This is a genomic window from Aquitalea pelogenes (assembly GCF_041914625.1).
GTDB classification, from domain to species: Bacteria; Pseudomonadota; Gammaproteobacteria; order Burkholderiales; family Chromobacteriaceae; genus Aquitalea; species Aquitalea pelogenes.
The window spans coordinates 1-16,886 of sequence record NZ_JAYSDA010000004.1; the positions used below are offsets into that span (position 1 = coordinate 1).

A 16,886-nucleotide genomic window follows, 5' to 3' on the forward strand; every position below is an offset into this window, starting at 1 on the left:
GGCAGTTGTCGGGGGTGAGGCGTTTGTGGGCCAGGCCCGGACGGCACACCATCACGCTACGCAGCTTGCCGCATTCGGAATGAACACCAAATTTGCCGGTCATGATGAAATCCTTTCAATCAGTAATTGCATAAACCTGTTTCCGTACACTCCCTTGCTGGCGCAAAGGAGTGAACAGCAAAAGGCTGGCTTCAGTTTTCGGTCTCGTAACGTTCTTTGATCTGCCAGACATAGACTGGCAAACCGAGCATCAACAACAGGACTCCCCACATCACAATCTCGGCGCCGGCACCAAACAGTGCCCACACCGCATAAAGGAAACCGATGGAGGAGAAGATCAGCGGCGCGGTAAAGTCGCGCCGGCTGTATTTGCCTTTCTGCATCAGCATGATGGCCAGCAGCGCCATCGAGCAGAAGGCATAGGGCAGCAAGGTGGTGGCCGTAGCCAGCAGGATGATGAATTCAAAAATCTTCACCCCGCCCTCCCCGCCCGCGTATTTCATCGCCAGCAGCACCGTCACCAGGCCGCTGGAAAGCAGCAGGCCGAACAGCGGCACACCCTGGCGGTTGGTCTGGCCGAAGCGGCGCGGGAACAGCTTGTCCCTGGCGGCGGCATGAGGTACATGGGCTTGCATCAGGCTCCAGCCATTGAGTGCGCCAAAGCAGGACACCACCGCCCCCAGCCCTACCACCCAGTAGGCCCAGTCGCCCCACATCAGGCGGGCGGCATCGGCAAACGGGGCTTGAGAATTGGCCAGCATGGCCGGTGACATCACCCCCATCAGCGACACCGTGGACAGGATGTACAGCACGGTGGCCAGCAAGGTGCCGATGACAGTGGCACGCGGAATGGTCTTGCTGGGGTTGACTACATCACCGGCGGGAACCGAGGCGGATTCCAGTCCCAGAAACGCCCACAAGGTGAGCGCCATGGTGGCGGAAACCGAACTCAACAAGGGCTTGCCGTGCGGGTTGAACACCAGGTTTTCCGGGTGCATGTAGAAGAAGCCGATAAAGGTGACGGCTGCCAGTGGCACCAGTTTGAGTACGGTAGTCACCACCGCCACCAGGCCGGAACTGCGTGCACCACGGCTGTTGATCCAGGTAACGGTCCAGATCAGGCCGATGGAAAAGGCAGCTGCCAGCAGGTTGTCATGCCCCAGTTGCGGGAAAAACACCTGCATATAGCTGGTGGCGGCCACCGCCAGGGCGGCGTTGCCGGCCCACAGGGCTATCCAGTAACCCCAGGCAATCCAGAAACCGGCAAAGTCGCCAAAGCCGGCATGGATATATGCGTAGGGGCCACCCTCTTTGGGAATCATGGCGGAAAGCCGGGCAAACACCAGCGCCAGACAAATGGCACCGGCCGAGGTTATTGCCCAGCCGATCAGGGACATCCCCCCGTAGGGAGCTAGCGAAGCGGGAAGCAGGAATACACCGGAACCGATCATATTGCCCACTACCAGGGCGGTACACATCCACACGCCAAGGGCCGCTTTTTTTACTTTGGTCTCGCTCATGGTCTTGTCTCCATCGAGGCCGAAAATCGAAGCTGTTAAAGAACGTGTTCTGTATGAGCTTCACAATATTAGTATTTAATTATTTTGTAAATATGTTATTTACGCATATGTAATTCCATGTCGCGGTTTTGAACATGCACACGCCATTGTTGGTCGCAGTGCGGCAGCCGACCCCATCAGCAAGGTCATCTCTATGGTTTAGGTGCTTTGCCGGCAAATCACCATGTCTTAAATCACATAAAAGTCTGATAAACAGCAGCGCGTGTTAGCAGGTTGGCAAGCGCAGAAAAGACAATGCCCGGCACAGGCCGGGCATGGGGCAGGAAAAAAAGCGGGAATTCAGAGCGGACAGGGACCGGCAGGCACGCTGGCCAAACTCCAGTTGGCCAGCGCCCATTGCCACAGCTCGGCGGCAGTCTGACATTCTGGCGGCGGCAACTGACCCAGGCGGCACAGTGCCAGACGCAGTTCCTGCGCGACCTGGGCCGGATTGATGGCTGGTGCCAGGGTTTGCTTGGAGAGTTTTTCCCCGGCGGCATTCACCAGCAAGGGCAGATGACAGTAGTCCGGCGTAGGCAGGCCCAGGCAGCGCTGCACATGGATTTGTCGCGGGGTGGACACCAGCAGGTCGGCACCACGCACGATATCGGTCATGCCCTGTTCGGCATCATCCACTACCACGGCCAGTTGATAGGCCCAGAAGCCATCTGCCCGCAGCAGCACGAAGTCGCCGATGTCCGCAGCCAGGTTTTGCTGGTACAAGCCTTGCAGCCGGTCGACAAAGCTGACTGGCGTATCATCCACCCGCAAGCGCCAGGCATGGTGTTCACGCGGCTTGCGGCAGCCGTCACGACACCAGCCCGGATAGACATGGCCATCCACGCCACGGCTGGCGACGCTGGTGATTTCCTTGCGCGAGCAGCTGCAGGGGTAAACATGACCACTGTCCACCAGTTGCTGCAAAGCCGCCTGATACAGGTGATGGCGCTGGCTCTGGTACACCACTTCGCCGTCCCATTCAAAACCGAAAGCTTCCAGCGTGCGCAGGATATGGTCGGCAGCGCCGGGCATTTCGCGCGGCGGGTCCAGGTCTTCCATGCGGACCCACCACTCGCCGCCACGGCTGCGCGCTTCCAGATAGCTGCCAACGGCTGTCATCAGGGAGCCGGCATGTAACAAGCCGGTGGGACTGGGGGCAAAGCGACCTCGGTAGGGATAGGGAATGTCTGGCATGGCAACAGTTCTGGCAATCAACATCACATTGGGGGAGCAGCACGGTGATTTTTGGTGAATAATATCCGAGTAAAATACTCAGATATTACCCTTGTCCGTTCTGCCCCTGCCCGGCTTGCTTGCCGCCACCACAAAGCGCGTGACAGCAGTTGGCCCGGCCCATTCAGGAGGAAAGCAAAGTGGCCTACGTTGTAACCGATGCCTGCGTCAAATGCAAATACACGGATTGCGTGGATGTCTGCCCGGTGGATTGCTTTCATGAAGGCCCCAATTTTCTCGCCATTGATCCGGACGAGTGCATAGACTGCACGCTGTGCGTGGCCGAATGCCCGGTGTCTGCCATTTATGCCGAGGATGATGTGCCAGCGGGGCAGCAGGTGTATATCCAGCTGAATGCCGAGCTGTCAAAACGCTGGCCCAGCATCACCGCCAGCAAGTCACCACTGCCCGACCACGCCGACTGGGCGGAAGTGACAGACAAGCTGCCACACCTGCAACGGGACTGAGGCTAGATGAAGAGGTCGATATCGCCACCGGGCTGGCTGGTACTCTGCCGGTCCAGCCGCTGGCGGTAGGCGGCTTCCTTGGAAGCCAGGGTGCGGCTGTTCTTGAGCTTGCGCACCATCACCTTGCCATCACCGGGAAAGAAAAACACCTTGCGGGCAAAGCTGCCCAGCAGGTCCTCGGCCAGCAGGGGAATGCCTTCGCTCTTGAGATAGGCACGGATGAATTCACTGTTCTGCTCGCCGATATTCACCACCGACATGCCATCCAGCACATTGCCGGCACCAAATACCTTGGCTTCCAGCCGCTGGCGCTGGGCGCCCAGTTTCTGCATGTCGGTAATCAGCAATTCCATGGCATTGACCCCGAAGCGGGCCGGTACGCTGGTCTGGCTATGCCAGTCGCTACCTTGCGGCAACAGGAAATGATTCATGCCATGCACGCCGGCCGTGCGGTCCATCAGGCAAACGGCTACACAGGAACCGAGCAAGGTGGTCAGCATCAAGGGCTGGCGGGTAGCAAAATATTCGCCCGGCAGAATCTTGATGGCATCGATCTGGAACTGCCGATCGAAATAGCGCCGCGTAGAGGGCTGCTCGGAATGGCTCATGCTCCCGCCCTCTCATGGGGGAGACGCAGCACATCCAGCACTTTGTCACCCAGTTGCGCCAGCGGGTGGACATGCATCACCCCGCCCTGTGCCACTGCCTCGCGCGGCATGCCATACACCACACAGCTGGCCTCATCCTGCGCAAAGGTAATGGCGCCACCCTGGCGCAGCTGCAACATGCCGTGTGCGCCATCCTTGCCCATGCCGGTGAGGATGACAGCGACGGTCTGCGGGGCGGCCAGGTTGGCGACCGACTCGAACAGCACATCCACGGCCGGGCGATGACGGTTGACCGGCGGGCTTTGATCCAGGCAGATGACAAAGCCCTGCGTTCCCTTGCCAAGCCGCATGTGCGAATGGCCGGGTGCAATATAGGCGGTACCACGCAGCAGCGGTTCACCGTCTTCCGCCTCTTTCACATGCATGGCGCACAGCTTGTCCAGACGGCGGGCAAAGGACAAGGTGAAGCCTTCGGGCATGTGCTGCACGATCATCACCGGCGGACAATTGGCAGGCAGCTTGTCGAGAAACTCCTTGATGGCATCGGTGCCCCCTGTGGAGGCCCCTACCGCAATGATGGCATTCTGCCGCAGCAGCGCAGGAGACAGCCGGCTGGCCGGCGGTGCTGACGGGGTGGCAAACAGGGCCGGGCGACGCAAACGGGCAGCCGCCACCATGCGGATCTTGTCGCGGATATCATCGGCATAATCCTGCATGGTATTGCTGACATCCACCGTGGGTTTGGGCAGGAAGTCCACCGCGCCCAGTTCCAGCGCACTGAGGGTGGTTTCCGAACCGCTCTGGGTCAGGGACGAAATCATCAACACCGGCGTCGGACGCAAGCGCATCAAACGGCGCAGGAACTCCAGCCCGTCCATGCGCGGCATTTCCACATCCAGCGTGATCATGTCCGGGTTGGTTTCACGGATGCGCTCGCGCGCGACGATGGGGTCGGACGCGGTGGCCACCACCTCCATGTCCGGCGCTTCGTTGATGATGCTGGTGAGCAGGCTGCGGATGAGGGCCGAATCATCTACCACGACCACTCTGATCTTGCGCTGGGCGGTGGCTGTCATGTTCATTCCCTTGCGTCCTGCCCAAGCAGGCGATAAGCCGTCCGGCCACAGGACTGGAAGGCATCGGTCAGATGCATGATGTTTTCCGAATGTCCCAGAAACAGCAAACCGTCAGGCTGCAAGCAGCGCGCAAAGCGCTGCAGGATGGCAGCCTGGGTTGGCTTGTCAAAATAAATCAGCACATTGCGGCAAAAAATCACGTCAAAGCGCCCCATGTCCGGCCACGGCTCTGCAACCAGGTTGAACTGATAAAACGACAGGTGCTCGCGTAGCTCCTTGCGAATGCGTACCTTGCCGGCATTGCGCCCCACGCCGCGCAAAAAATAACGCTTGAGCAGAGCGGGATCCAGCGTACGGGTACGCTCGGCATCATACACACCATCTGCCGCATGACTGAGCACCCGGGTGTCGATATCCGACGCCACCACCTCAAGCCGCTGCCGGTTGAGCTGCGGCAGCGACAGCAAGGTCATCGCGATGGAGTAAGCCTCCTCGCCGGTGGAAACGGCCGAACTCCATACGCGGTACAAACGGTCCTGGCCAGCTCGCTCCATCGCATGCAGGCGCAACAGGTCGAAATGATGCGGTTCACGGAAAAAGGCGGTCAGATTGGTGGTGAGCGCATTGACGAAATGCTGCCACTCCTCGGTCTCCGCACTGCCATCCAGCAAGTCCAGATAATCGCTGAACTGGCGGAAACCCAGCTGGCGCACACGTTTGGCCAGCCGGGAATACGCCATATGGCTTTTGCTGTCATTCAGCGAAATTCCCACGCGCTGATAGAGCATTTGCCGCAGCCGGCGGAAATCCGCTGCCGTGAACTTGATATCGCGTTCAGCGCTCATCAGGCCTTGTCGCACCCATCAGAATTCTTCCCACTCATCATCATGCGCAGACGGGCCAGGCAAGGTCTTGATGCGCTCGGCATGTACGGGGGCACGTGCCGCTACCGGCTTGACCTGCTGTCCCGCTTGCTGTGTCAGTCGCGCCGGGCTAACCGATGCTCGTCCCTGCCCGCTTCTGGGGGCTGCCAGTCGCGGCGCACCGCTGCCATCCAGCCGGAAGATGGAAACGGCATCCATCAGGTGCCGGGCCTGATCCTCCAGCGATTCCGCTGCGGCAGCGGCCTCTTCCACCAGTGCAGCGTTCTTCTGGGTGTTTTCGTCCATCTGCGTTACGGCCAGATTGACCTGTTCGATACCGGAGCTTTGTTCGATGGAGGCTGCCGAGATGTCGCTCATGATGTCCGCCACACGGCGGATGGCGCTGACAATTTCATCCATGGTACGGCCTGCTTCATCCACCAGCCGGCTGCCGGACTCCACCTTGTCCACCGAATCGCCAATCAGCAGCTTGATTTCCTTGGCCGCTGCCGCCGAACGCTGGGCCAGGCTGCGCACTTCACTGGCCACCACGGCAAAACCTCGGCCTTGCTCGCCGGCGCGGGCGGCTTCCACCGCCGCATTGAGCGCCAGGATATTGGTCTGGAAGGCAATGCCGTCAATCACGCTGATGATGTCGACAATCTTCTTGGCGCTGTCGTTGATCTCGTTCATGGTGGACACCACATTGCCCACCACCTGACCACCACGCGCGGCAATGTCGGAGGCACCGGTCGCCAGGGTATTGGCTTTCTTGGCGTTTTCCGCATTCTGCCGGACGGTGCTGGTGATTTCCTCCATGCTGGAGGCGGTTTCCTCCAGGCTGGCTGCCTGCTGTTCGGTACGGCCGGACAGATTGCTGTTACCCGCCGAGATTTCCTGGGCTGCGGTATTGATGGCCTCGGTGGATTCCTGGATATTGCCCACGATGCTGCGCAGTCGCTCTACCGTGGTATTGGTATCGCTCTTGAGCTGACCCAGCATGCCGTCGTAATCGTTGTGGATGGTACGGGTCAGGTCGCCCTGCGCCAGGCCGCCCAGCACGGTTGCAATATCATCCAGCGCGCGGCTGGTCACATCCAGCAGCTGGTTGACGCCTTCGGACAGCATGCGGAAGAAGCCGGTCTTGTCCTCCAGTACCAGTCGGGAACCATAGTCGCCCCGCGCTGCGGCATGGACGATGGCTTCCACTTCTTTCTCGATCATCACCTCGCCGGTACGATCCTTCCACTCCACCACACTGCCCAGGCGTTCACCATCAGCCCCGAACACCGGGTTGGCCGTCAGCGAGAAATGACGCCCGCCCACTGCGATGTCCGCCTTGTAGGTAGCGCGCAGATTGGCCAGCAGGTCGCGCTGGTGGGCCGGATTGCGGTGGAACATGTCCATGCTGCCCCCCAGTACGTGGCGTGCGCTGAAGTTGGGCAAAGCCTTGCGCAGGTCCGCCTCGGCATTGGTCAGCATGTCGATCACGCTGTGATTCACGTAGATGATGTTGCGGTCGTTGTCGGCAATCATCACATTGGTGGTGACGTTATCCAGTGCACTGCGGATACGGGCGTTTTCGGCGGCAACCGCACGTTCGGCCTCGATGCGCTGCTGTTCGGCAGCCTGGTGAGCCAGTTCGGCAGTACGGTCAATCCACTCCACACCGTAGCCCAGTCGCTTGCCACCAGCACCATTGATGGGGGTGAGAATCAGGTTGAAGGTGCGGCCACCGATATGGATGGTGCCATTGTGCGAACCGCGCAACTGCTGCATCAGGCCGCGCTGGTGACCGGGATTGCGGTGGAACTGGTCGATATTGCTGCCCAGCAGGTTACGGGCAGAGAACTGCGGCAGGTCATGACGGATATCGTTTTCCGCCAGGGCAAACATGTTGACCACCGACTGATTGGCATACACCACATTGAATTCGGCATCGGCAATCATCATGTTGGTGGCGGCGTGATCCAGTGCATTGCGTACCCGGATGTTTTCCACCGCCTTGTCGGCAGCCTGACGGATATAGGCAAACAGGCTGTTGCTGTCCCCTGCCGCCACTTTCAGTTCGGTGGTGACTTCGCCGGCTGCCAGCTCTTGCATCAGCTGCACTGCATCAGCCGGTTCTCCGCCAATCTGGCACAGCAAGGAGCGGCTGATCAGCCAACCGGCAATGATGCCGATCAGCACGGCAGCTGCCAGCAGGATATTGAGCAATGTCCCGGCACTATTGGCGCGGGCCAGCGTCCCTTCGGCAACTTGCTTGGACAGGCCTTCCTCGAACTCGACATAGTTGCCAATAGACTTGATGTACTCAACCTGGGTGGGACGCAGGGTTTGCAGCAGGTAATTCCTGGCTTCCTCCTCCTGCCCGGCCTTCAGTTGCTGCAAGAATTGTTGCAACTGCTGGCGGTAGCCGGCTTCCTGGGTCTTGACCTTGTCAAACAATGCCTGGCCTGCCGCAGGTACGCCGCCGGATAACTTGCCCATCTCGGTGGTGATGCGGCCCAGTGCGTCTTCAACCTGCTTGTGTTGGTCCAGCAGCACGTTCGGGTCGCGTGCCAGCAGCAGCGTGCGCGTGGCGCGGGCGGTGAGATTGACATCATCAATCACCTTGTTGGCCTCGGCCGCGCGCGGCACATGGACATTGGCAATTTCGTCAATATCATCACGCAGACTGTGAATCTGGCTGATGGCCACCGCCATGGCGGCAATGATGACGGCAACCAGCAGGCCAAAACCCAGTAGCAAGCGGTGCGTTACTTTCAGATTATTCATGTTTCACCTCTCCCTTACAGCCTGTCGGCTTCAGCCTTGGTCCGTCACATCAACCAGCGCCATTTCATCGCTGCTCATCAGGCGCTCGATATCCACAATGATCACCATGCGCTCCCCCTTGGTACCCAGTCCTTCGATATAGGTGGTTTCCACCACCGAGCCGAACTCCGGCGGCTCACGCAGCTCGTCGGCCTCCAGCTGGATGACATCCGACACGCCATCCACCACCACACCCACCGTGCGCTGGAAAATGTTGAGGATGATCACCACGGTAAATGCGTCGTAAACCGGCTCGCCCAGGCCAAACTTGATGCGCATGTCCACGATGGGAACAATGCTGCCCCGCAGATTGACCACGCCCTTGATGAAGGGGGGCGCATTGGCAATGCGGGTGACCGGGTCGTAACCACGGATTTCCTGTACTTTGAGAATATCAATGCCGTATTCTTCCTGCCCCAGGGTAAACACCAGCAGCTCGCGCACTGCCTTGCTTTGTCCGTGGCGGTATTCCAGCTGTTCGCTCATGGAAACTTGCCTTTTTCTATGCCGGATCGCTCGCCATGGGCCGTGCGGCTTGCCGCTGCCTGTGGCGTGCGATGATGGAAATATCAAGAATCAGGGCTACCCTGCCATCTCCCATGATGGTGGCACCGGCAACACCTTCTACCTTGCGGTAATTGCTTTCCAGGTTCTTCACTACGAATTGCTGCTGGCCGATCAGCTCATCCACTTGCAAGGCCAGTTGCTGGCCGCCGGCTTCCACAATCACCAGAATGGCACGGGTCGGATCGGTGGCGACATGGCTGCTGTCGCCAGGGAAGAAGGCCGCCAGTGAGACGATGGGCAGATACTGTCCGCGCACATTCACCACCTGCCCCTTGCCGGCAACCGTTTTGAGATCTGCGGCCTGCGGCTGCAGGGACTCCAGCACAAAGCTGAGTGGAATGACATAAATATCGTCACCACTGCGTACCGACATGCCGTCCATGATGGCCAGCGTCAGTGGCAGGCGAATACTGATGGTGGTGCCAAAATCCGCCAGGGAGTCGATGTCGATACGCCCGCCCATGCTCTGGATATTGCGCTTCACCACATCCATGCCGACACCACGACCGGACACATCGGTCACTTCGGCAGCAGTGGAAAAGCCGGCTTCGAAGATCAAGCCCCATACTTCGCTGTCGCTCAGTGCATCGCTGACCGCCATGCCGCGCTCACGTGCCTTGGACAGGATGCGCGCCCGGTTCAGCCCGGCTCCGTCGTCCGTCACTTCGATGACAATGCTGCCGCCCTGATGAAATGCCCGCAGGGTCAGGCGGCCAGTGGCCGACTTGCCCTTGGCCACACGCACTTCGGGCGACTCCACCCCATGGTCCAGGCTGTTGCGCACCAAGTGGGTCAAGGGGTCGGCCAGCTTCTCGATGAAGCCTTTGTCCAGTTCGGTATTCTCCCCAACCATTTTCAGCTCGATCTGCTTGCCCAGCTTGCTGGCCAGGTCACGCACCACACGGGGAAAACGGTTGAAGACAAAAGAAATCGGCGTCATGCGGATGGACATGACGGCTTCCTGCAGCTCGCGGGCATTACGCTGCAAAGCCAGGATCCCGCCCAGCAGACGTTCATGCTGGACCGGGTCCAGATTCTCTCCGGACTGGCTGAGCATGGATTGGGTGATGACCAGCTCACCTACCAGGTTCAACAACAGGTCCACCTTGTCGGTATTCACCCGGATGGAGTTTTCTGCCGCGGGCTGCACACGCTCGGCACGGGGCGCAGCCACAGGAGCCACCGGCTGCGGTGGTACAGCCTGGGCAGGAGATGCCGCAGGCATTGGCGCAAACAGGCCGAAGCCCTCTTCTTCGTGCACCATGACAGGCGCAGGTTCTGCGGCACCGAGCGGAACAAACAAGCCGAAGCCATCTTCCTCGAGTGCGACGGACGGCGTCGCGTTGGCAGCGGGCAAGGGTTCGAACAGGCCAAAGCCATCGTCCACATCGCCATGGACAGCACCATCAGGAAGAGACGGCGCGAACAGGCCAAAACCATCCTCTTCAAAGGCTACATCACCACCCAGGGCCGCAGCCGGTTCGCCTACGCTGGCGGAGAGGAACAGGCCGAAATCGCCTTCGTCTTGCTGACCATGGTCCACCGTGATGCGGAAATGGTCTGGCGCGATGGAAAAGGCCAGCGACTCGGATACTTCCTCGGCATGAAGGGTACTGGTCAAGACCAGCACCCAGGGCTGAGCCGGGTCATCAGACCCTGGCTGGACAAGACTCATCTCTCCCAGCAAGGCCATGGATTGCAACAAGGCGTCGTAGTCCGTATCCGGCAGATGATCCAACTCGATATACATCGTGCTGCTTGCTGGCGGATCACTGGCAGGCACGGCGGGAACAATCGCTGCGGCAGGCGCGGACACTGCCGCGTCCTTATTCACCAGCGCGGTCAGTTGCTGCTCGACTGCCCGCACGGAAGAAGGGTCTACAGGCGGTGCGCCACGATGCGCAGCCAGCATGGCCGCCAGCACGTCCTTGGCTTGCAGGCACACATCCACCATGGCGGTGCTCAGTTGCATGGTGCCTTTGCGCACCTTGTCCAGCAGGTTTTCCAGGACATGGGTGAGTGCGGCCAGATCGCCAAAACCAAAGGTGGCAGCGCCCCCCTTGATGGAGTGCGCGGCACGAAAGATGGCATTGAGGTCCTCGCTGTCCGGTGCAGCTACATCCACCGCCAGCAATATCCCTTCCATGGTAGCTAGGTGTTCGTCGGTCTCATCAAAAAACACCTGATGAAACTGCGACATATCAATAGACACGATGCATCCCCCTGCTGGGCCATGCAAAAATGCAAGCCACCCTGATTGCCATGGCCGACACCGGCCGGCAGCGCTGTATTAACCGACCAGGCGCTTCACGACATCCAGCAATTTCTGCGGATCAAACGGCTTGACCAGCCAGCCGGTGGCACCCGCAGCACGGCCAAGTGATTTCATCTGGTCGCTGGACTCGGTGGTCAGCATCAGGATGGGCGTACTGCCGTAAGCCGGCAGCTTGCGCAATGCCCGTATCAGATTGAGCCCATCCATGCCCGGCATGTTCTGGTCGGTCAGGATCAGGTCAAAGGTATCTGCCTGCGCCCGCGCCAGGCCGCCATTGCCATCCGTCGCCTCTACCACTTCGTAGCCCGCACTCTTCAAGGTAAAGGTCACCATCTGGCGAATGGATGCCGAGTCGTCAACTGTCAGTACTTTTTTTGGCATGTTGTTCCCACTTTTCTTTTGTTCACGCTCAAAACAGATCTATGCTGCCGCTTTCCATACGGCCTTGCGCCACCGGGTTGCTGGACAAGGCCTGACGCAGTTCCGTCAGCCTTGCCGCCACCGTCGATGCCCACTCTTCTTGTTCTTGTGCCGGACGGCTGTTCAATTCCATCATTTCTTCAATGCCATACAGGCGTTTGCCGACATGGGCAATCAACTGGGACACCATGTCCTGGAACTGCAGGGAACGCACTGCATCCCCCACATGGTCGGACAGCAAGCCCACACCATGCCGCAAGCGACCTACCGATTCGGCCATCAGGGCATCCATGTCGCTGATGCGGGAAGAGGTCTCATCCAGCCGTTGCTTGGCCTGCAAGGTAAACATCATGTCCTGTGAAGCCAGCTGGTTGATCAGCCCTTCGGCATGTGTCACCGAGCCATTGACCCGGTTGATCAGGTCGCGGATCTGCTCGCTGAAAGAGCTGGTCCGTCCGGACAAATGGCGCACTTCATCGGCCACCACGGCAAAACCGCGTCCCAACTCCCCCGCACGCGCCGCCTCAATCGATGCATTGAGCGCCAGCATATTGGTCTGGTTGGTGATGGAATGGATTTCATCCAGCAGCCGGATGACATCCTGCATCTCCTTGCCCATGGACTCCATCTGCTCGACCAGCAACATCGCCAGACGGCTGTTGTCCACCGTCTTTTCCACGAAGCCGGACATGGCTGCGGCGATCTCGGTGACAAAACCGGTGAAGGAAAGCGCATGCGCATCCATGCCCAGGTCGCCCTTGGCCAATGACTCTGCCAGTTCCAGCTGGGCTGCAGCTTCACGCGACAAACCCGAAAAACTGTTAGCCAGGGTGACGACAGCGTCCTCAATCAGCGCCTGCACCCGCGCAACCTCGCCTTTGGACTGGGAGATCTGCTCATGGATGAAATCCACACAGTCAGGCACAGGGACTGCCTGTAATGGCTGACTGGATGCAGCTGGATTTTCCTGATCAGACACCCCGTCCTCCTTTGGCAACCACCAACACACCAACGCCGCCACTTGCACCAAACCCAACAAAACGGCCAGGAAGCCATCCAGCCGCCCCCCTATGCCCGCAGCCAGTGCAAGCACCATGGCAAAAATACTGAATCCGCTACCTGCCAACCGTCGCTGCCGATCCGAAAGCACCATGTCTCCCCCGGCTTTCAACAAATTGCCAATGTACTAACTTCTTCATCAGCCAATCTGTCGATTAAATCAAGGGGCGAATCGTGTAAAACAGGTAAATACGTATATATCCGGATAGGCTTAAATTATTTTAATTTCTGCTTATCAAAGAATTTATCAAGCCTGACCTGAAGCGCTGATGCACTCCGGAGTACTAGTCAATGCTTATTTAATTGTAAACATCTTGTTAAAGCAGGCAATTTCCAGCACTTGCAGTACCGTGTCGCGACAGTTCACCAGTGACATGGATTTTTTCTGACTGGTTGCTCTCTCCTTCAGCAACAGCAGCATGCCCAGCGCCGAACTGTCCAGAAACGGCACCTGGTCAAAATCAACCTGAATTTCCTGAATGGCCGGGTTTTCCAGCAATTCCTGACTGGCCAGGCGAAAATCCTTGTGCAGATTGAAATCGAACTGGCCTACCAGCATCAGCGTACCGATCTGGCCATCAACTTTTACCACTGGTTTCATATGCATTTCCCCCTGATCAACTTAGTCATGCGCCATTTCCCCACCAAGACAGGGAAGACTCAATTCAAAAAAAGCACCGCCTTGCAGGCGATCCCCACCCGTCACGCTACCGGATAGTTCATCGGCCACCTTCTTGACAATCGACAAGCCCAGGCCGGTTCCGCCAGGACGGGTGGTGAAGAAGGGTTCGAACAGCCTGGCAGGATCCGCCCCGCCCAAACCGATACCGTCATCCTCAACCCGAAAATGTACCTGATTACCCTGCAAGCTCACCAGCAAGCCGATCCGCCCGCCTTCCGGAGAGAAATGCATGGCGTTCTCCAGCAGGTTTACCAGGGCACCTTGCAAGGCCTTGCGATCTGCCATTACCGTTATGGCAGACGGTAGCTGTTTGTGGCAATCCCAAATCATGCCACGCTCATGACATTGTGGAATCAACACCGCCGCCACATCTTCCACCAGCACGTCCACATCCAGCACTTCCAGTGCACTGGTTTGCCCACGGACAAAGCCCAGCATGTTCTGGATCAAACCCTCCAGTGCCTTCATCCGCGCCAGGCTCTTGTCGACAAAGCGCGCCCGGTCTTCCGGGCGTAGTCCCTCTTGCTTGAGATTGGCAGTGTAGAGCATGGCCGTGGCCAAAGGGGTGCGCAGCTGGTGGGCCAGTGAAGCTGCCATGCCACCCATTGCTGCCAGCTTTTGCTGGTGGGCCAGCTCCACGGTCAAATGATGCAGTCGGCTGACATCATGCAATAGCACGATGCGTCCGCCAGAAGCAGGCAAATCCTGATACTGCAAGGCCAGACGCCGTTCCCCTCCTTGATAGGGAAGAATATACGTTCCGTCCAGTTCGGCATGCTCCCACCGGCCAACTACCGTGGCCCAGCCCTGGCCGACATGCTCACCATCCAGCAAGGACTGTGCGGCCGGATTCTGCGCAACCACCACACCATCTGGCGACAGCTCAACCACGCCGGCCGGCAGGGCTTCGAGCAACATGCCCAGGCGCTCGGCCAACTCGGCATTTTCGTCACGCTGCTTTCGCAATTGATTGTTAGCCTCATCCAGCTGGGCATTGAGTACATTTACCTGTACTTCCAGCTGACGATAAGCATCAATCAATTGACTGGAGACCGTATTGAACTGCTCGAAAGCCGCCTCCAGCATCTCCTGGTCTTTCAAATTTGATGCTGTCTTGGCCATGTTTCGCGTCGTATTTGTAAAAAGGACTTAAACAGTATGATAATGACTAAGTCTGAGCCAAGCCAACTTAAAGTCTGATCTTAACCAAGACAGTTTTCAAAGAAAGCTGGGAAAATGCATAACTGGCGTATACAACGGGAGTAATACGCCATAACAACGAACCGAGGCTGCGGAGGTTTCTGTGTCAGAGCTTCTTAAAAAAATCGATGCCAGAACAAAACTGGCAGGGACCAACAAGCTGGAAATCCTGCTGTTCTCCCTGGGTCACGACCAGCGTACCGGGAGGAAGGAAGTCTTCGGCATCAACGTCTTCAAGGTCCGCGAAGTCATGCGGACGCCCGAAATCACTTCCGCACCCGAAATGCCCTCCTCGGTTGAAGGCATGGTCAGCCTGCGTGGCTCGCTGGTCCCGGTCATCGACCTGGCCAAGTACGCCGGCATCGTCACCAGCAACAAGCCCGAAATCATGATCGTCACCGAGTACAACGGCCACACCCAGGGCTTCCTGGTCGAGGCGGTTGATACCATCCTGCGTCTGGACTGGTCTGCCATGCGCGTGCCGCCGGACATGATCACCAACCGCATGGCCGGCCTGGTCACCGCTGTCACCGAGCTGGATCACGGCACGCTGGTGATGATGATGGACGTGGAAAAAGTGCTGGCGGAAACCTCGCTGGTGGACGACTCCCATCACTTCATCAATATCGAGCCGGTGAAAGAAGAACGCATGATCTTCTTCACCGACGATTCCGCCGTCGCCCGCAAGCAGATCGAGCGTACGCTGGACGCCATGCAGGTGAAATACGCTTACGCCATCAACGGCATGCGTGCCTGGGAAGAGCTGCAAAAAATGGCCATGCAGGCCGAACTCTCCGGCAAGCGCCTGAACGAAACCCTGCATCTGGTGCTGACCGATGTGGAAATGCCGGAAATGGATGGCTACATGCTGACCAAGCTGATCAAGAGCGACCCGCGTTTTGCCGGCATTCCGGTGCTGATGCACTCCTCGCTGTCCGGCAGCTCCAACCAGAAGCTCGGCCAGTCGGTGGGCGTGGATGAGTATGTGTCCAAGTTCGAAGCCCAGAAGCTGTCGATGAAGTTGCGCGAAATGCTCAAGCTGACCAACAACTAAACCAGAACAGACTTCATCCGGGAGAGGTATTCATATGTCAGCCACTGACGCATCCCTGCTTGCCAGCGTGGACGCCCGCACCAAGCTTGCCGGCTCCAACAAGATGGAAATCCTGCTGTTTTCGCTGGGTACCCGCGAAACCTTCGGCATCAATGTATTCAAGGTGCGCGAGGTGTCGCAGACCCCCGCCATCACCAAAACCCCCAACATGCCCTTTGGCGTGCAGGGCGTGCTGTCGCTGCGCGGCAATATCATTCCGGTGATTTCGCTGGCCCGTTTTGTCGGTTCCGAGCAAAGCGGCCGCAAGTTCGACACCATGATCGTCACCGAATTCAACAAGAGTACCCAGGCTTTCCTGGTGGATTCGGTAGACCGCATCATCCGGGTGGACTGGGACCGCGTGCGCGCCCCGGAAAACATGATGAACAGCAGCGCCACCAACTCCAACCTGATCACCGCCATCACCGAGCTGGAAGACGGCAAGCTGGTTTCCATCCTGGACGTGGAGCAGATCCTGGCCACGGTGGTGGGCGAACCGCGTCTGCCGGAAATTCCGCAAGCCCAGCTGGAGAGCGACCAGTACCTGTTCTTCGTGGATGATTCGGTGGTGGCCCGCAAGGAAATCACCAGCGTACTGGAGAAGATGGGCATCAAGTTCCAGCAGGCCACCAATGGCCGCGAAGCCTGGGAGCGCCTGCAGGTGCTGGCCAGCCGCACCTGGGGTGAGGACGAGTGCCTGCACGATTACCTGAAGATCATTCTGGTGGATGCGGAAATGCCGGAGATGGACGGCTATGTGCTGACCAAGCTGATCAAATCCGATGTCCGCTTCAAAGGCATCCCGGTTATCATGCACTCCTCGCTGTCGTCCAATGCCAACAAGGCCATGGGTTCCAGCGTGGGGGTGGATGCCTATGTTGCCAAATTCGACCCGGCAATCCTGGCTGAAACTTTGATTCCATTTCTGCAGAGGTAACCGTTAAAATCAACGGCTCAATGGAATACC

General features: G+C 58.5%; 15 protein-coding genes. 3 read left to right on the top strand and 12 right to left on the bottom strand.

Going from position 1 to position 16,886, the window contains the following annotated elements; genetic code table 11:
- Positions 1-191: 191 nt before the first annotated feature.
- Together ACE3SE_RS04450 and gluQRS are read right to left on the bottom strand one after the other, a co-directional pair.
- Positions 192-1,520, bottom strand: a complete 1,329-nt coding sequence (locus ACE3SE_RS04450) for an amino acid permease (protein ID WP_045848479.1) — start codon at positions 1,518-1,520, stop codon at positions 192-194.
- Between the two features lie 339 nt (positions 1,521-1,859).
- A complete protein-coding gene (gluQRS, locus tag ACE3SE_RS04455; RefSeq protein ID WP_374554052.1) occupies positions 1,860-2,753 on the bottom strand; it encodes a tRNA glutamyl-Q(34) synthetase GluQRS in 894 nt (297 codons plus the stop codon).
- A gap of 179 nt (positions 2,754-2,932) precedes the next feature.
- On the opposite strand from gluQRS, the gene fdxA reads away from it, so the two are divergent.
- Complete coding sequence (gene fdxA / locus ACE3SE_RS04460; protein ID WP_374554053.1) at positions 2,933-3,259, top strand: ferredoxin FdxA; 327 nt, start codon at positions 2,933-2,935, stop codon at positions 3,257-3,259.
- Positions 3,260-3,261: 2 nt separating this feature from the next.
- Here the strand turns inward: fdxA and cheD are convergent, their stop codons facing one another.
- From cheD to ACE3SE_RS04510, 10 genes are all read right to left on the bottom strand, one after another.
- Entirely contained in the window at positions 3,262-3,867 is a 606-nt protein-coding gene (cheD, locus tag ACE3SE_RS04465; RefSeq protein WP_131358596.1) for a chemoreceptor glutamine deamidase CheD, read from the bottom strand.
- Positions 3,864-4,943 (bottom strand): protein-glutamate methylesterase/protein-glutamine glutaminase, encoded by a 1,080-nt coding sequence (locus ACE3SE_RS04470; protein ID WP_374554054.1) that lies wholly within the window; start codon positions 4,941-4,943, stop codon positions 3,864-3,866. Before ACE3SE_RS04470 ends, cheD begins: the two co-directional genes overlap by 4 nt.
- Before the next feature lie 2 nt (positions 4,944-4,945).
- A complete protein-coding gene (locus tag ACE3SE_RS04475) occupies positions 4,946-5,788 on the bottom strand; it encodes a CheR family methyltransferase (protein ID WP_045848482.1) in 843 nt (280 codons plus the stop codon).
- An 18-nt stretch (positions 5,789-5,806) separates the two neighbouring features.
- Complete coding sequence (locus ACE3SE_RS04480; RefSeq protein WP_374554055.1) at positions 5,807-8,584, bottom strand: methyl-accepting chemotaxis protein; 2,778 nt, start codon at positions 8,582-8,584, stop codon at positions 5,807-5,809.
- A gap of 30 nt (positions 8,585-8,614) precedes the next feature.
- Positions 8,615-9,109: a chemotaxis protein CheW gene (locus tag ACE3SE_RS04485; protein WP_045848483.1), complete on the bottom strand. Its 495-nt coding sequence runs from the start codon at positions 9,107-9,109 to the stop codon at positions 8,615-8,617.
- A 16-nt stretch (positions 9,110-9,125) separates the two neighbouring features.
- A complete protein-coding gene (locus tag ACE3SE_RS04490) occupies positions 9,126-11,402 on the bottom strand; it encodes a chemotaxis protein CheW (protein WP_374554056.1) in 2,277 nt (758 codons plus the stop codon).
- Positions 11,403-11,480: 78 nt separating this feature from the next.
- Positions 11,481-11,846, bottom strand: a complete 366-nt coding sequence (locus tag ACE3SE_RS04495) for a response regulator (RefSeq protein WP_062791228.1) — start codon at positions 11,844-11,846, stop codon at positions 11,481-11,483.
- A 28-nt stretch (positions 11,847-11,874) separates the two neighbouring features.
- Positions 11,875-12,798: a methyl-accepting chemotaxis protein gene (locus ACE3SE_RS04500; protein ID WP_165494168.1), complete on the bottom strand. Its 924-nt coding sequence runs from the start codon at positions 12,796-12,798 to the stop codon at positions 11,875-11,877.
- Between the two features lie 441 nt (positions 12,799-13,239).
- Positions 13,240-13,545 carry an STAS domain-containing protein gene (locus ACE3SE_RS04505; RefSeq protein ID WP_045848486.1) on the bottom strand — a complete coding sequence of 102 codons (306 nt, stop codon included), beginning with the start codon at positions 13,543-13,545 and terminating at the stop codon, positions 13,240-13,242.
- A gap of 21 nt (positions 13,546-13,566) precedes the next feature.
- The gene (locus ACE3SE_RS04510) at positions 13,567-14,727 is read right to left on the bottom strand and encodes a sensor histidine kinase (RefSeq protein WP_374554057.1); all 1,161 of its coding nucleotides are present in this window, start codon (positions 14,725-14,727) and stop codon (positions 13,567-13,569) included.
- 202 nt (positions 14,728-14,929) lie between these two features.
- Here ACE3SE_RS04510 and ACE3SE_RS04515 point away from each other — a divergent pair, with 202 nt between their 5' ends.
- Entirely contained in the window at positions 14,930-15,880 is a 951-nt protein-coding gene (locus ACE3SE_RS04515; protein ID WP_374554058.1) for a chemotaxis protein, read from the top strand.
- Positions 15,881-15,914: 34 nt separating this feature from the next.
- Entirely contained in the window at positions 15,915-16,856 is a 942-nt protein-coding gene (locus ACE3SE_RS04520; RefSeq protein ID WP_374554059.1) for a chemotaxis protein, read from the top strand.
- Positions 16,857-16,886 lie beyond the last annotated feature (30 nt).

Excerpts from the sequence above, each read along its gene's own strand:
- cheD (WP_131358596.1), bottom strand. The coding sequence starts at position 3,867 with ATGAGCCATTCCGAGCAGCCCTCTACGCGGCGCTATTTCGATCGGCAG.
- ACE3SE_RS04485 (WP_045848483.1), bottom strand. The coding sequence starts at position 9,109 with ATGAGCGAACAGCTGGAATACCGCCACGGACAAAGCAAGGCAGTGCGC.
- ACE3SE_RS04450 (WP_045848479.1), bottom strand. The coding sequence starts at position 1,520 with ATGAGCGAGACCAAAGTAAAAAAAGCGGCCCTTGGCGTGTGGATGTGT.
- ACE3SE_RS04475 (WP_045848482.1), bottom strand. The coding sequence starts at position 5,788 with ATGAGCGCTGAACGCGATATCAAGTTCACGGCAGCGGATTTCCGCCGG.
- gluQRS (WP_374554052.1), bottom strand. The coding sequence starts at position 2,753 with ATGCCAGACATTCCCTATCCCTACCGAGGTCGCTTTGCCCCCAGTCCC.
- ACE3SE_RS04505 (WP_045848486.1), bottom strand. The coding sequence starts at position 13,545 with ATGAAACCAGTGGTAAAAGTTGATGGCCAGATCGGTACGCTGATGCTG.
- ACE3SE_RS04470 (WP_374554054.1), bottom strand. The coding sequence starts at position 4,943 with ATGACAGCCACCGCCCAGCGCAAGATCAGAGTGGTCGTGGTAGATGAT.
- ACE3SE_RS04495 (WP_062791228.1), bottom strand. The coding sequence starts at position 11,846 with ATGCCAAAAAAAGTACTGACAGTTGACGACTCGGCATCCATTCGCCAG.
- ACE3SE_RS04520 (WP_374554059.1), top strand. The coding sequence starts at position 15,915 with ATGTCAGCCACTGACGCATCCCTGCTTGCCAGCGTGGACGCCCGCACC.
- ACE3SE_RS04480 (WP_374554055.1), bottom strand. The coding sequence starts at position 8,584 with ATGAATAATCTGAAAGTAACGCACCGCTTGCTACTGGGTTTTGGCCTG.